We start from the raw sequence: 15,191 nt of genomic DNA, 5'->3' as shown, positions 1-15,191 counted from the left end.
GCTCGGCGCGTCGCGGCCACCGCGGACGGGGGTTGCGGGGGAAAGGGCCGGGCCCGGTGGATCATCCACCGGGCCCGGCCTTCGTCATGCTGTTCGACGGCCGAGATGGATCACCAAGACGGTGACGGTGCTCTCGGCGATCTCGTACATGACGCGGTACCGCCCGACGCGCATCCGACGCAGATTGCGCGAGCGGTATTCGGCGGTTTCCGATGGCCGGGGATCGGAGGCGAGACGATCGGTGGCGGTGAACACCTGGCGTAAGCCGTCGGGGTCTTCGGCCAGGTACTTGGCCGCCGTGTCGAGGGCCGGTTCGTCCCAGAGGACCGTGTAGTTCACCGGCGCTCCAGCCCGAGTCGTGCGCGCGCTTCGTCCTGCGGGATGCCGATGACTTCACCGCTGGCCTGTCGGGCTCGGTACTGGGCCAGAGCCAGTTGATCCTCCAGGTCCTCAAGTCGCGACTCCAGCTCCGCCAGCTCCTGGGGGTTTATGAACACGGTCGCGTCCTGGCCGTGATCCGTGATGGTGATGCGCTCGCGTGCGGTCGCCGTCCGGCGCACGAGGGAGCCGAACTGGGCGCGAGCCTCGGTGATGGGGAACGATGCACTCATGTGCAGAACTGTACAGTTCACTCTCCGTAGAGTCGATCGCTCTCCTGGGTGAACGCTTCGCGGGCGTCGTAGGCTGGACACCCCCGGCCCGCCCCGCGTGTCGGGTGATTCGCGTTGCCCATATCAGGACGGAAACCCCCTCCATGAGCCTGCACGGTCTGCTCGACGCCGTCGTCAAGGACGCCGCCCTCGCGGAAGCGATCAAGGCGGCGACCGACGGCAACCGCATGCACGTCGACCTGGTCGGCCCCCCGGCGGCCCGCCCCTTCGCAATCGCCGCACTGGCCCGCGAGGCCGGCCGCACCGTGCTGGCCGTGACGGCGACCGGCCGTGAGGCCGAGGACCTGGCCGCCGCGCTGCGCTCGCTGCTGGATGCGGACGGCGTCGTCGAGTACCCCTCCTGGGAGACCCTGCCGCACGAGCGGCTCAGCCCGCGCAGCGACACCGTCGGCCGCCGCCTCGCCGTACTGCGCCGGCTCGCCCACCCCAGTTCCGACGACCCGGCCACCGGTCCGGTCTCCGTCGTCGTCGCTCCCGTGCGTTCCGTGCTCCAGCCGCAGGTCAAGGGCCTCGGCGACCTCGAACCGGTGTCCCTGCGGACCGGTCAGAACGCCGATCTGAACCAGATCGTGGACGCGCTCGGCGCCGCCGCGTACGCGCGCGTGGAACTGGTCGAGAAGCGCGGCGAGTTCGCGGTCCGCGGCGGCATCCTCGACGTGTTCCCGCCCACCGAGGAACACCCCCTGCGCATCGAGTTCTGGGGCGACGACGTCGAGGAGATCCGCTACTTCAAGGTCGCCGACCAGCGCTCCCTTGAGGTCGCCGAGCACGGCCTGTGGGCGCCGCCCTGCCGTGAACTGCTGCTGACCGACGACGTACGCGCGCGTGCACGGGCCCTCGCCGAGGACCACCCCGAGCTGGGCGAACTCCTCGGGAAGATCGCCGAGGGCATCGCCGTCGAGGGCATGGAGTCGCTGGCCCCCGTGCTGGTCGACGACATGGAGCTGCTGCTCGACGTCCTGCCGCCGGGCGCCATGGCCGTCGTCTGCGACCCGGAGCGGGTCCGCACGCGCGCCGCCGACCTGGTCGCCACCTCCCAGGAGTTCCTGCAGGCGTCCTGGGCGGCCACCGCGGGAGGCGGCGACGCCCCCATCGACGTCGGCGCGGCCTCCCTGCGGTCCATCGCGGACGTCCGGGAGCGGGCCCGCGGGCTGGACATGATGTGGTGGTCGGTGTCCCCGTTCGCCGCCGACGAGTCCCTGACGGCCGCCGCTGACGCGACGGGGGAGACGGCGGGGGACGCGGACACCCTCAAGCTGCGCATGCACGCCACGGAGACCTACCGCGGCGACACCGCGAAGGCGCTCGCCGACACCAAGGGCTGGCTCGCCGACGGCTGGCGCACCGTCTTCGTCACCGAGGCCCACGGACCGGCCTCCCGCACCGTCGAGGTGCTCGGCGGCGAGGGCGTCGCCGCCCGCCTGGACATCGACCTGGGGGAGATCGCACCGTCCGTCGTGCACGTGGCGTGCGGCTCGATCGACTACGGCTTCGTCGACCCGGACCTGCGGATCGCCGTCCTCACCGAGACCGACCTCTCGGGGCAGAAGGCGGCCGGCAAGGACGGCGCCCGGATGCCCACCCGCCGCCGCAAGACCATCGACCCGCTCACCCTGGAAGCGGGCGACTACATCGTCCACGAGCAGCACGGCGTCGGCCGCTACGTCGAGATGGTGCAGCGCACCGTGCAGGGCGCCACCCGCGAGTACCTGGTCGTCGAGTACGCCCCCGCCAAGCGCGGCCAGCCCGGCGACCGCCTCTACATCCCCACCGACCAGCTGGAGCAGATCACCAAGTACGTCGGCGGCGAGGCCCCCACCCTGCACCGCCTCGGCGGCGCGGACTGGACGAAGACCAAGGCGCGCGCGAAGAAGGCCGTCAAGGAGATCGCCGCCGACCTGATCAAGCTGTACAGCGCGCGGATGGCCGCCCCCGGACACGCCTTCGGCACGGACACCCCCTGGCAGCGCGAACTTGAGGACGCCTTCCCGTACGCCGAGACGCCCGACCAGCTGACCACGATCTCCGAGGTCAAGCAGGACATGGAGAAATCCGTCCCGATGGACCGGCTGGTCTGCGGCGACGTCGGCTACGGCAAGACGGAGATCGCGGTGCGGGCCGCGTTCAAGGCGGTGCAGGACGGCAAGCAGGTCGCGGTGCTGGTGCCGACCACGCTGCTGGTGCAGCAGCACTTCGGGACGTTCGGCGACCGCTACGCCCAGTTCCCGGTGAACGTGCGCGCCCTGTCCCGCTTCCAGACCGACACCGAGGCCAAGGCCGTCCTGGAAGGGCTCCAGGAGGGCGCCGTCGACGTCGTCATCGGCACCCACCGCCTGTTCTCCTCGGAGACCCGGTTCAAGGATCTCGGCCTGGTCATCGTCGACGAGGAGCAGCGCTTCGGCGTCGAGCACAAGGAACAGCTGAAGAAGCTGCGCGCCAACGTCGACGTCCTGACGATGTCCGCGACCCCGATCCCCAGGACCCTGGAGATGGCGGTCACCGGCATCCGCGAGATGTCCACGATCACCACCCCGCCGGAGGAACGGCACCCGGTGCTGACCTTCGTCGGGCCCTACGAGGAGAAGCAGATCGGCGCCGCGATCCGCCGTGAACTGCTGCGCGAGGGCCAGGTCTTCTACATCCACAACCGGGTCGAGTCGATCGACCGGGCCGCCGCCCGGCTGCGCGAGATCGTCCCCGAGGCGCGCATCGCCACCGCGCACGGCCAGATGTCGGAGTCGGCGCTCGAACAGGTCGTCGTCGACTTCTGGGAGAAGAAGTTCGACGTACTGGTGTCGACGACGATCGTCGAGTCCGGCATCGACATCTCCAACGCCAACACGCTGATCGTGGAGCGCGGCGACACCTTCGGCCTCTCCCAGCTGCACCAGCTGCGCGGCCGTGTGGGCCGCGGCCGGGAACGCGGGTACGCCTACTTCCTCTACCCCCCGGAGAAGCCGCTCACGGAGACCGCGCACGAACGGCTCGCGACCATCGCCCAGCACACCGAGATGGGCGCCGGCATGTACGTCGCGATGAAGGACCTGGAGATCCGCGGCGCCGGCAACCTGCTCGGCGGCGAGCAGTCGGGACACATCGCGGGCGTCGGCTTCGACCTGTACGTCCGCATGGTGGGCGAGGCCGTCGCCGACTACCGGCGGCAGCTGGAGACCGGCGGGATCCAGGAGGAACCGCCGCTGGAGGTCAAGATCGAGCTGCCCGTCGACGCGCACGTCCCGCACGACTACGCGCCCGGCGAGCGGCTGCGCCTCCAGGCGTACCGGGCCATCGCCTCCGCCAACTCGGAGGACGACATCAGGTCCGTACGCGAGGAACTCGCCGACCGTTACGGCAAGCTGCCCGAACCGGTGGAGAACCTGCTGCTGGTGGCCGGCCTGCGGATGCTCGCGCGCGCCTGCGGGGTCGGCGAGGTCGTCCTCCAGGGCACCAACGTCCGTTTCGCGCCGGTCGAGTTGCGCGAGTCGCAGGAACTGCGGCTCAAGCGGCTCTACCCGGGCACCGTCATCAAGCAGGCCGCCCACCAGGTCCTGGTCCCCCGCCCGAAGACCGCGAAGGTGGGCGGCAAGCCCCTGGTCGGCCGCGAACTGCTGGCCTGGGTCGGCGAATTCCTGACCACGATCCTTGGTTCGTAGCGGATCGACATCGGTTCCGGGCCGGTAGGGGATCGATGCTGTTCCCGGCCGGAAGGGGATCGATGTCGCCGCCCCAGCCGGTAGCGGATCCGCGCCGATCCCCGCCCCGTAGCGGATCCATGCAGCTAGGGGGCGGGGATCGGCGCATCCCGTGGCACGACCGGAATACGCCCGGTCTGCCTCCGATGCTCCTGTGAGCCCTCTGCTGCTGCCCGCCGGCCAGTCGCTACGGTGGGACGGCAACGATCTGCTCCGGGGTGGGGCGGAGCAGAGATCCAGGGGGACGCGCCGTGATGCGTCTGAGGGGCGGGGCCGTCACCGCCGCCGTCGTGCTGTTCGCCGTGGCCGGCTGCACGGAAAGTGAGACGAAAGGTTCCTCCGGACCCGAAGGGGCCGGGGGCGCGGCCCTCGCCGCGGCGAAGTCACTGACCGTCAAGGGACGTGCGCCGAAGACCGGTTATGCCCGGGACCGGTTCGGCACCGCCTGGGCCGACACCGACTCCAACTCCTGCGACACCCGGGACGACATCCTCAAACGGGACCTGCGGGAGGTGAAGTTCACCGGCGGCGACTGCAAGGTCTCCTCCGGAGTGCTGGAACCCGACCCGTACTCCGGCAAGGACATCACGTACCGGCGCGGCCGCAGCCAGGTGGACATCGACCACATCGTCGCCCTCTCGGACGCGTGGCAGAAGGGCGCCAAGTACTGGGACGCGAGCAAGCGCATAGCCCTCGCCAACGACCCCCTCAACCTGCTCGCCGTCGACGCGAGCACCAACCGCGGCAAGGGCGACGGCGACGCGGCTACCTGGCTGCCGCCCGACCATGCCTACCGGTGCGCGTACGTCGCCGCGCAGGTCGCGGTGAAGAAGAAGTACGAGTTGTGGGTGACGAGCGCGGAGCGGTCCGCGATGGAGAAGGTCCTCTCCGCCTGCCCGAACGAGAAACTCCCCTCCGGCGGCAACCCGACGAAGGCGCCGTCCCGCTTCCACGCGAAGTGAGCCCCGCCGGGCCGGCGCACGCCGGAGACTCCTCGTCTTTGCCGTGCCCGGAGAGATTCTTGTCATGATCAAGAGGAACTGTTCGCCGCGCTGACGGGCGGTCTTCGGTACGGTGCTGCTTCTTCGGCGCCCGAGTCCCGTGCGTACGCGTACATCCCTGTACGCGTACATGCGCGCACGCGTACACCTCTGTACGGACGTTGCCGCGTCAAGGGAAGGGCGTCCAGGGCAGGTCAGGGGGACACGTCGGGGGGACACGTCGGGGCTCGGATTCTTTCGGCGGACGCCGCGTGCGTCCGCCTGCCGTGGAGCATCCGCGTAGGCACCGTATGCACCGCCTGCGCGCCAATGTCATGAACATAATGAACAACGAATACCGTGAACCAGGGGTGGAGATGGCCGGTCACCGGCAGTCGAAGAGACGTAGATACCTCATGTGGGGCGTGACGGGGGCCGCCGTCGTCGCGGGCGCCGGGATCGCGGCGCAGACCTCGATGGCGGCCACGACGTGGCCCGCGCAGAAGACGTACACCGGCCGCGCCTTCGATGCCTGCACCGCGCCGTCGCTCGCCGCGATGAAGGCATGGCGCGGCGGCCTCTACGGCGCCGCGGCCGTCTACGTCGGCGGCAAGAACCGAGGCTGCGCGCAGCCCAACCTGACCGCGTCCTGGGTCAAGTCCGTCAGCTCGGCCGGCTGGAAACTCATCCCGATCTACGTCGGTGCCCAGCCGCCCTGCCAGACCGGCACCAAGTCGGAGAAGCTCACCGCCGCCAATGCGACCTCCCTCGGCGCGACCGACGGCAAGGACGCCGTGGCCAAGGCCGCCGCGCTCGGGATGAAGGCGGGCAGCCCGGTCTACCTCGACATGGAGTCGTACGACGTCACCAACAAGTCGTGCAACGACGCGGTGCTGGCGTACGTGCGCTCCTTCACCAAGACCCTGCGGGGCAAGATCTACCGCGCCGGCTACTACGGTTTCGCCTCCTCCAGCGCGAAGGCGATCGCCACGGCGACGAACAAGACCGACCTGCCGGGCAACCTCTGGTACGCGCTGTACGACCAGAAGTACACGACGACCTCGGACTGGCCGTGGGGCGCGACCCAGTTCACCGGTCACAGCCGCGGCCACCAGTACATGGTCAACAGCAAGGAGACCCGGGGCGGTTACACCATCACCGTCGACCGTGACGCCTGGGACGCGCCCGTCGCCATCACTGGCTGACCTGGCTCCCGACGCCGGAAGGTGGGCTGGAACAGCAGGCCGGAGCGGTGGCGTGCGGGGCCCTCCAGAACGGTGCGAACGGTGGCGCCCACCAGCGGTACCCGAACACCGGGCGAATCGTTGGTCCAATGGGTTGGCCAGAGCCTGCCCACTGCCTACCATCGATCACCGCAAGACTTTGTGCACCGTCGCACAATCTCCTCGGGAGGCTTCCTTGCACCGCCGCCGTCGCACCGCGCTCGTCCTGTCCGCCGCGATCGCCGCCGCGGCACCCCTGCTCACCGCCTGTGGAAGCGACACGCATCCGGGCGCGGCGGCCGTCGTCGGCGGCGACCGGATCACGGTCGCCCAGCTGGAAGGCCGGGTGAACGAGGTGCGCCGGGCCCAGCAGGCGGCCGTGCCCGACGAGACCCAGTACCAGCAGGTCCTTGGCTCCACCAGCGCCCTCACCCGGGACACGCTGCACAACATGGTCCTGGACCGGGTGCTGCACCGCGCCGCGCAGGACCAGCACATCACCGTGGCACGCAAGGAGGTCCAGCAGATGCGCACCAGCCTGGAGCAGCAGGCCGGCGGCGCGACGGCGCTGGAGACGACGTGGCTCCAGCGGTACGGCGTCGCCCCGCAGCGGCTCGACGACAACCTCCGGCTCCAGCTGGAGGCCCAGAAGCTCGCCCAGAAGCTCGGCACCGACACCACGACGCCCGCCTTCTGGAAGGCCCTGTCCTCCGCTTCCGCGGAACTCCACGTCGACCTCAATCCGCGTTACGGCGCCTGGGACGTCGAAAGGAGCAGCCGCGTCGACGCGAAGACGCCGTGGCTGCGGGAGATCACGGAGAAGGGGCCCCAGCAGCAGACGGCGTAGCCGGCCAGGGTGGGTCGGCCGCAGGTGACGATGCGGATCCGGTCGTCCGGTGCGTCTGAGCCGCCGGGGGAGGAGCCGACCGGTGGTCCACCCAGGGGTGTCTGGTCCACTCCGGGGCGTCTGGTCCGCCCAGGGGTATCCATCCCTGGGCGTCTGATCCGCCCGAGGGTCTCCGGTCCGCCCGGGGGTCTCCGGTCCACTCGGGGGTCTCCGGTCCACTCGGGCGTGTCTGATCCACCCGGGGGTGGCCGGAGTGGCCGGTCCGTGCGAGGGGTGCGGTCATACGATCGCACCGACGGCCCCGGCCTGTGGATAATTCGCTGGGCGGCCGGCGGGTGTGCGTTACGTTCGATGAGTGAACACCACCAGCCTCGATGCCGCCGCTCCGCAACCGGGCCCGGACGCCCCGCCCGGCCGCGTCATCCTGCTCACCACCAGCCACCGCGTCGCGCCCGGCCTGCTCTCCTGGCCCGCCTGGCAGGCGCTGCGCGCCGCCGACCGGGTGCTGTGCGCGGACGGCGCCCACCCGCAGCTGCCCTATCTGCGCGAGGCCGGCATAACCGTGGACGAGGCGTCCCCCACCGCCGGGGAACTGGTCGACGCCTGCGCCGGCGGGCACACGGTGGCGGTCGTGGCGACCGGTGAGGGCGAACCGGCCCTCACCGACGGACTGGCCCGGCTCGCCGGCTCCGGCCGCGTCCGGATGCCCGAGCTGGAACTGCTCCCCGCTTCGTACGACCTGCCCGGTGCCCGGCTGCTCGACCTGGTCCAGGTCATGGACCGCATCCGCGCCGAGTGCCCCTGGTCGTCCCGGCAGACCCACGAGGGCCTGGCGAAGTACAGCATCGAGGAGGCGTACGAACTCGTCGAGGCGATCGAGGCCGGCGACCGCACCGAACTGCGGGAGGAACTGGGCGACCTCCTCCTCCAGGTCGTCTTCCACTCCCGCATCGCCGAGGAGGACACCGACGCGCCGTTCTCCGTCGACGACGTGGCCGGCGGGATCGTCGCCAAGCTGATCCACCGCCACCCGCACGTCTTCGGTGACGAGACGGCGAAGACCCCGGAGGACGTCAAGGAGCACTGGCTGCGTACGAAGGCGGAGGAGAAACGCCGTGCCTCGGTGACCGACGGCGTCCCGCTCGGCCAGCCGGGGCTGGCCCTGGCCGCCAAGCTCGCCTCCCGTGTGCGCACGGCCGGCCTTGAGGTGCCGCTGCCAAGGGGCGAGGGCATCGGTTACGAACTGCTGGCGCTGGCGGCGGGAGCCGAGGCGGCGGGCGTGGACCCCGAGGCGGCGCTGCGGGCGGCGGCCCGGGCCTACCGGGACGCGGTGCGGACCGTCGAGGGGGTGGACGCCTAGCGCCGACCGGGGACCTGGGACCGCTCAGGGAGCGCTCGGAGGCCGCCGGGCGGATCAGCCGCGAGTACCGTTGGCCACACGGGTGGCGGCTACGCGTGGGGGCGTTGCATGGAGCGGGAGTTGGAATGGCTCGTGGGCAAGCTCCTGGAGGTGCAGGACGCGCAGCGGGAGTTACCGTTTCCCGGCTACGCGAGCCGTGATGCGTTGCGCGGTTACCTGCTCACGCTGCGGGAGCAGAGCCCGGACGCCTACCGCCGGTTCGTCGACCGGATGCGGACCGCGGACCGCCCCGTGCCCGCGCCTGACCGGTGGTTCCCGTCAACGCGCTCTCCGAGTCCGCGCTCACCGACAGCACGCAACCCGACCTCGCTCACGTCGACCTCGCTCCCCCCGGCCAGGCTCACTCCGCCGACATCTACTGCGACGACACCGATCCCGAGACCGCCGACTCCGGGACTGCCCACTCCGACACGGCCGACGGCTCACCCACCCGCCTCGCTTCCGCCGACGCCCGCGCCCCGACGCTACTCGTGGACACCCGTGCCCCGGCCCCACCAGCGGACGCCCCCGTACCTTTGCCGCTCGTGGACTCCCCTGTACCGGCCCCACACACGGACACCCCCGCACCGGCTTCGCCCATCCACCATCCCGCGCCCGCATCCGCTGCGCCCGCCCGCGCCCCCTTGCCCGCACCGGCATCACCTGTCAGCGCCCCCGCGTCGGCACCGGCACCACTCGTCCACGACCCCACACCACAGGCGCCCGCCAGCGTCCCCGCGCCCCACACCCCCGCACCGGAGGCCCCCGCCCAGGATCACGGGTCGGCGAGGTCCGCCGATCACCTCGACTTCCGTGACGCCACCTTCCACGCCCAGGTGGTCGGCGTGCAGTACCTCACCTACCCGGTCGCGCCCGGGCCCGCGACCGGGCTGTGGGGCCCCGTGGACGAGGCCGACCCGGTGTGGTTCGGGGTGCGGCCGACCCGGCTCGTGCCCGGGCTGCCGGAGGTGCCGCCGTACGTCCCCCGGGACTGCGACGCGGAGCTGCGGGGCCTGCTGGGGCGGGGCGGACTGGTGGTGGTCCTGGGCGAACCGTGCGCCGGGAAGTCCTACACCGCGTGGAACGCCGTACGGTCGCTCGCGGAGGAGGGCTACCTGCTGTACGCCCCCGATCCGCACGACGACCTTCGCCGGCTGCCCGGCGAGCTGAAGGACAGTCCGGGCAAGCGGGTCCTCTGGCTCGACGAACTCAGTGACCACCTCGGCCCGGGCGGACTGGACCGGCGGCTGTTGCAGCGCTTCACCGGCCGCGGTGTGGTGGTGCTCGGCACGATGTCCGCGCGGGAGTACTACCGGCGGCGTTCCGGCACCGGCCCGGCTGAGAGCGTGCTGGCGCTGGCCCGCACGGTCGAACTGGCCCGGGAATGGAGCGAGTCGGAGCTTGAGCGGCTGGCCGGGCACACCGACGACCCGCGCGCGTACCCGGCCTACATGTGGAGCGGGCGGGAGGGTGCCGCCTCCTACTTCGCGATCGGGCACCTGCTGTACGACGAGTGGCAGCGCCTCGGCACGCAGACCGAGCATCCGCGCGGGCGGCTGCTGGTGCGGGCGGCCGTCGACCTGGCGCGGTGCGGCGTCACGGAGGCCGTGCCGGTGGAGCTGCTGCTGCGGGCGGCGGCCTGCTATCCGGCCCACGGCGCGGAGCGGGAGGCCCTCGAAACCGGGCTGGCCTGGGCCACGGCGCCGATGTTCGGGATTTCCGGGCTGCTCGTGGCGGGGGAGAAGACCGGCACGTGGCGGGCGTACGGGGCGCTCGTCGCTGAGGCGCTGCGGTCGGGCGGCCTGCCGCCCGTTCCGGACGACGTGTGGTGGACGCTGCTCGGGGACCGGGAGGTCGACCGCGCGGCCGTACTGGACGGGGCCCGGGCCGCGCTGCGACCGCGGGTGGACGGGGGCGACATCCCGGTCATCATGCGGTTCGCGTCGCTGACCGAGGGGACGGAGCGGGAGGACTGGTACCGCAGGGCCGCGGACCTCGGGCACCAGCCGGCGGTCCTCCAACTGGCGACGCTGCTGCTGCGCCGTGGCGACGACGGGCAGGCGATCCCGTACCTGGAGGCGGCTGCGCGACGCGGTGCGGTGGAGGCAGCCCGGCAGCTCGCCGTGATCTACGAGGTCCGCGCCCGGTACTGGTGGGACCGGAGCCGTTCCCACGTGCCCGCGCCCGATACCGTCGAAGAGTGACCGACCAGCCCCTCCCCCCGGCCTCAGCCCCCGCCGCGCCCTCCCTCTTCACCTGGGAGTTCGCCGCGGACCCCTACCCGGCGTACGCCTGGCTGCGCGAGCACGCCCCCGTGCACCGGACGGAACTGCCCAGCGGGGTCGAGGCATGGCTGATCACGCGTTACGCGGACGCGAAGCAGGCGCTGGCCGATCCGCGGCTGTCGAAGAATCCGGCACATCACGACGAGCCCGAGCACGCCAAGGGCAAGACCGGGATCCCGGGGGAGCGCAAGGCCGAGCTGATGACGCATCTGCTCAACATCGACCCGCCGGACCACACCCGGCTGCGCCGGCTGGTCAGCAAGGCGTTCACGCCGCGGCGGGTCGCCGAGTTCGCACCGCGGGTGCAGCAGCTCAGCGATCAGCTCATCGACCGGTTCGCGGCCAGCGGCTCGGCCGACCTCATCCATGAGTTCGCCTTCCCGCTGCCCATCTACGCCATCTGCGACCTGCTCGGCGTTCCGCGTGAGGACCAGGACGACTTCCGGGACTGGGCGGGGATGATGATCCGGCACGGGGGAGGGCCCCGGGGCGGGGTGGCCCGGTCGGTGAAGAAGATGCGCGGCTACCTGGCCGAGCTGATCCACCGCAAGCGCGCCGCGCTGCCCGCCGAGCCCGCGCCCGGCGAGGACCTCATCTCCGGCCTCATCCGCGCCTCGGACCAGGGCGAGCACCTCACGGAGAACGAGGCGGCGGCGATGGCCTTCATCCTGCTGTTCGCCGGGTTCGAGACGACCGTCAACCTCATCGGCAACGGCACCTACGCGCTGCTCACCCACGCCGGGCAGCGCGACCGGCTGCAGAACTCCCTCGCGGCCGGGGACCGGGCGCTGCTGGCGAGCGGGATCGAGGAGCTGCTGCGTTACGACGGTCCGGTGGAGCTCGCCACCTGGCGGTTCGCCACCGAGCCGGTCCACATCGGCGGGCAGCGGATCGCGGCCGGCGACCCCGTCCTGGTCGTTCTGGCCGCCGCGGACCGGGACCCGGAGCGGTTCGCCGATCCGGACGTGCTCGATCTCGGCCGGCGTGACAACCAACACCTCGGCTACGGGCACGGAATCCACTACTGCCTCGGCGCCCCGCTCGCCCGGCTGGAGGGCCAATCCGCGCTCGCCACCCTCCTCACCCGCCTCCCCGATCTGCGACTTGCGGCGGATCCGGCCGATCTGCGGTGGCGAGGCGGGCTCATCATGCGCGGATTGCGCACTTTGCCGGTGGAGTTCACCCCTGTCCGGTGATCGACCGGACTGCGAAATGCCGTACGCCCTTGCCGGAAAGGGAAAATGACAGCGTTTCACGGCTGTGATCTTCATGTGATCCGTGCGGCATTAACTTGTGACAAGGGATCGTATGCCTATACGTTCACCCCTCGGTGCGGTAGTCCGGCACGATCCACCGCACCGGTCAGTGCCGTCGCGCGAAAGGCTTCCGCATGCTCACCGGGAACGGTCGTCACCGTCGCCCCCGCCAGGCTCCGGCCCTCGTCGTCGCGGCCGGAGTGACCGGCTCCGCGATTGCCATCCCGCTCCTCGCCGCCACCGCCGCGAGTGCGGCCGACGGCACCACCTGGGACCGGGTGGCCGAGTGCGAGAGCGGCGGCTCATGGAGCGCCAGCACGGGCAACGCGTACTACGGCGGACTGCAGATCTCGCAGCAGGACTGGGACAAGTACGGCGGTGACAAGTACGCGGCCACCCCGGACCAGGCCAGCCGCCAGCAGCAGATCGCGGTCGCCGAGAAGATCCTCGCCGACCAGGGGACGACCCCCTGGGCCACCTGCGCCCTGCTCTCCGGGCTCTCCGCCAAGTCGGGCCATGTCGGGGTCGACACCGGCGTCACGGGTGGCTCCTCGACCGGCCAGAAGAATTCCCCGGAGAATTCGGAGGATGGGGAGGATTCGGACGAGTCGGGTTCGAAGGGTTCGGCGAACGGTTCTGGTTCATCTGGTTCATCTGGTTCGTCCGGATTGACCGGCTCGCTTGGCTTGTCCGACTCGCCGCCGTCGTCCGACACCTCCTCGGATTCCACTTCGGGCTCCCTCCTCGGTGGTTCGCCGTCCGGCTCTCCGTCGCCGAGCGCGAGCGCGAGTCCGGGTGTGGGCCATGGCGCGACGGGCGGGCCTGCAAAATCCGGCAAGTCCGACAAGTCGGCATCGCCTGACTCCAGTGCTTCGCCGGGAATCGGTGGTTCATCCACGGAATCCCCCGGTTCGGCCGATGAGGACAACTCCTGGCGGACCGGCGGCTCCTGGAGCCTGGTCGACACCGGTTCCCTGGACGGCGGCGGCCGTCACCGGGGTGGCAGTGCGGATGAAAGCGGGACAAGCGGGACGGGTGGCCGAGGGGCTGCGCCGTCCGGCAAGCACGCCTACACCGTCCGGGCCGGCGACACCCTCGGCTCCATCGCCGACTCGCTTGGCGTGGACGGCGGCTGGCACGCGCTGTACGCCGCCAACAAGAAGGCCATCGGTTCCGACCCGGATCACATCACCCCCGGTCAGACCCTGAAGGCCGCGGCTGAAGGGCACGCCGGATAGCGGGAGTTGGCATCCCGCTTCGGGCTTAATGTCCGCTTTGGTGAAAGTGTGGGATGAGTCTCAGAAGCCTTGATCGTCTTTGAAATTCCGCGGATCGCGTGTCTACGGTCATGACCGCTCGCCACCGCGGGCCCCGGCTGCCGCAACGCCGAATCCTGCCAGCGGCCGTACGGGAACAGCCGTCGCGTCAAGCGCCGTAGGCAGGAGCGGGGGACCCAAGGTAGGTGCCGCTGCGGTCGGTTGACCGAAGCGGCTAGGGGTGAAGCCGTGCCTCCACGCGGAGGTGCGGCCGGGCAACTCAACCGGCCCGAACCCGACAGCTCACCTCGCAGGCGTCGGTGAGGGGATCGATCCATGCTGTTCTCCAGCAAGGGCAAGCACCGTCGCCCGTCCAAGGCCACCCGTGTCGTCGCGCTCGCCGGTGTCACCGGTGCCGCCGTCGCCGTCCCGCTGATGGCCGTCGGCAACGCCTCCGCCGCCACCGCCTCCGAGTGGGACGCCGTCGCCCGGTGCGAGTCCGGCGGCAACTGGTCCATCAACACCGGCAACAGCTACTACGGCGGCCTGCAGTTCTCCGCCTCCACCTGGGCCGCCTACGGCGGCACGCAGTACGCGGCTTCCGCCGACAAGGCCACCAAGGCGCAGCAGATATCGGTCGCCGAGAAGGTCCTCGCGAGCCAGGGCAAGGGCGCCTGGCCGGTCTGCGGCACGGGCCTGTCCGGCAGCCCCTACTCCGGTGGCGGCTCCAGCGGTTCGGGTTCCGGCTCCAGCGGTTCCGGTTCGACCGGCTCCACCTCCAGCCGTGCCACCGAGCAGCAGGCCGCCTCCCGCTCCGCCGACCGCCCGGCCGCGAGCAGGACCGTCACCACCCCGACGGGCAAGAAGGTCAAGAAGGGCGACGGCGAGTACAAGGTCGTCAAGGGCGACACCCTCAGCTCGATCGCCGAGAAGCACCACGTCGCCGGCGGCTGGCAGAAGCTGTTCGAGCTGAACAAGGACATCGTCGAGAACGCCGACCTCATCTACCCGGGTCAGCAGTTCCACCTGAAGTGACCCCGGCAACCGCCTCGGGCGCAGGCCCCGGCCGCCGGCTCCGCGAGCGGCGGCCCGGGGTCCGCTCCTGAAGCGCTCCCCGGCCGGCCGGTGACCCCGCCGGTCCGGCCGCCGGTCAGCGAGACAGCCGGTCCGCTCCGGAAGCACTCCCCTCCGCCGGTCAGCAACGCGGCCGGTCCGCTTCTGATGCACTCCCCGGCCGCTCGGTGACCCCGCCGATCCGCTCCTGAAGCACTCCTATCAGACCGCTCCAGAACCGTCCCGGTGGTTGCTTCTGACTCCGGTGGTTGCCTTCTGGCTCCGGTGGTTGTTCCTGGCTCCGGTGGTTGCACTTGTCCCAGGCGCTCGCACTTGTCCCAGGCGCTCGCACCTGCCCCCCCGGCTGTTGCTTCTGAAGCAGCAGCCGATCCGTAGCCCGGTCCCGGTCACAGCCCCCGCACAGTGGCGGCCCTCCCCCGTTATGTTCTTCGCGGTCCTGCAAGAGGGCCGCTGGCCTCCGGGCCCGGCATGACTGTGTCCCCCTGTCGAAGGCATGACCTGGGGGGTG

General features: G+C 71.1%; 11 protein-coding genes and 1 riboswitch. Of the genes, 9 read left to right on the top strand and 2 right to left on the bottom strand.

Translation table 11 applies throughout. The features are described from left to right. Positions 1-84: 84 nt before the first annotated feature. Together ACFYPJ_RS26425 and ACFYPJ_RS26420 are read right to left on the bottom strand one after the other, a co-directional pair. Complete coding sequence (locus tag ACFYPJ_RS26425; protein WP_389021951.1) at positions 85-339, bottom strand: type II toxin-antitoxin system RelE/ParE family toxin; 255 nt, start codon at positions 337-339, stop codon at positions 85-87. Beyond that, entirely contained in the window at positions 336-611 is a 276-nt protein-coding gene (locus ACFYPJ_RS26420) for a type II toxin-antitoxin system Phd/YefM family antitoxin (protein ID WP_389021948.1), read from the bottom strand. The genes ACFYPJ_RS26425 and ACFYPJ_RS26420 overlap by 4 nt, the downstream gene beginning before the upstream one ends. Before the next feature lie 143 nt (positions 612-754). On the opposite strand from ACFYPJ_RS26420, the gene mfd reads away from it, so the two are divergent. The 9 genes from mfd (at position 755) to ACFYPJ_RS26375 (ending at position 14,644) form a co-directional block, all read left to right on the top strand. Next, positions 755-4,324 (top strand): transcription-repair coupling factor, encoded by a 3,570-nt coding sequence (mfd, locus tag ACFYPJ_RS26415; RefSeq protein ID WP_389021946.1) that lies wholly within the window; start codon positions 755-757, stop codon positions 4,322-4,324. A gap of 293 nt (positions 4,325-4,617) precedes the next feature. Beyond that, positions 4,618-5,325 (top strand): HNH endonuclease family protein, encoded by a 708-nt coding sequence (locus ACFYPJ_RS26410; protein WP_389022309.1) that lies wholly within the window; start codon positions 4,618-4,620, stop codon positions 5,323-5,325. A 395-nt stretch (positions 5,326-5,720) separates the two neighbouring features. Further along, positions 5,721-6,548: a glycoside hydrolase domain-containing protein gene (locus ACFYPJ_RS26405; protein ID WP_389022306.1), complete on the top strand. Its 828-nt coding sequence runs from the start codon at positions 5,721-5,723 to the stop codon at positions 6,546-6,548. Positions 6,549-6,762: 214 nt separating this feature from the next. Beyond that, entirely contained in the window at positions 6,763-7,413 is a 651-nt protein-coding gene (locus ACFYPJ_RS26400) for a SurA N-terminal domain-containing protein (RefSeq protein ID WP_389021943.1), read from the top strand. Between the two features lie 355 nt (positions 7,414-7,768). Beyond that, entirely contained in the window at positions 7,769-8,773 is a 1,005-nt protein-coding gene (locus ACFYPJ_RS26395; protein ID WP_389021940.1) for a nucleoside triphosphate pyrophosphohydrolase, read from the top strand. Positions 8,774-9,081: 308 nt separating this feature from the next. Then, complete coding sequence (locus tag ACFYPJ_RS26390) at positions 9,082-11,016, top strand: hypothetical protein (protein WP_389021937.1); 1,935 nt, start codon at positions 9,082-9,084, stop codon at positions 11,014-11,016. Next, positions 11,013-12,293 carry a cytochrome P450 gene (locus ACFYPJ_RS26385; protein ID WP_389021934.1) on the top strand — a complete coding sequence of 427 codons (1,281 nt, stop codon included), beginning with the start codon at positions 11,013-11,015 and terminating at the stop codon, positions 12,291-12,293. The genes ACFYPJ_RS26390 and ACFYPJ_RS26385 overlap by 4 nt, the downstream gene beginning before the upstream one ends. A 194-nt stretch (positions 12,294-12,487) precedes the next feature. Beyond that, positions 12,488-13,591: a transglycosylase family protein gene (locus tag ACFYPJ_RS26380; RefSeq protein ID WP_389021931.1), complete on the top strand. Its 1,104-nt coding sequence runs from the start codon at positions 12,488-12,490 to the stop codon at positions 13,589-13,591. 182 nt (positions 13,592-13,773) lie between these two features. Next, positions 13,774-13,941: riboswitch (cyclic di-AMP (ydaO/yuaA leader) on the top strand. A 4-nt stretch (positions 13,942-13,945) separates the two neighbouring features. Continuing rightward, positions 13,946-14,644, top strand: a complete 699-nt coding sequence (locus ACFYPJ_RS26375; RefSeq protein ID WP_389021928.1) for a transglycosylase family protein — start codon at positions 13,946-13,948, stop codon at positions 14,642-14,644. Positions 14,645-15,191: the final 547 nt, after the last annotated feature.

This window comes from Streptomyces sp. NPDC006012 (assembly GCF_042871185.1).
Lineage (GTDB): Bacteria > Actinomycetota > Actinomycetes > Streptomycetales > Streptomycetaceae > Streptomyces.
Note: the sequence above shows the minus strand (reverse complement) of the source record. Positions and strands in the feature narration are given on the sequence as shown.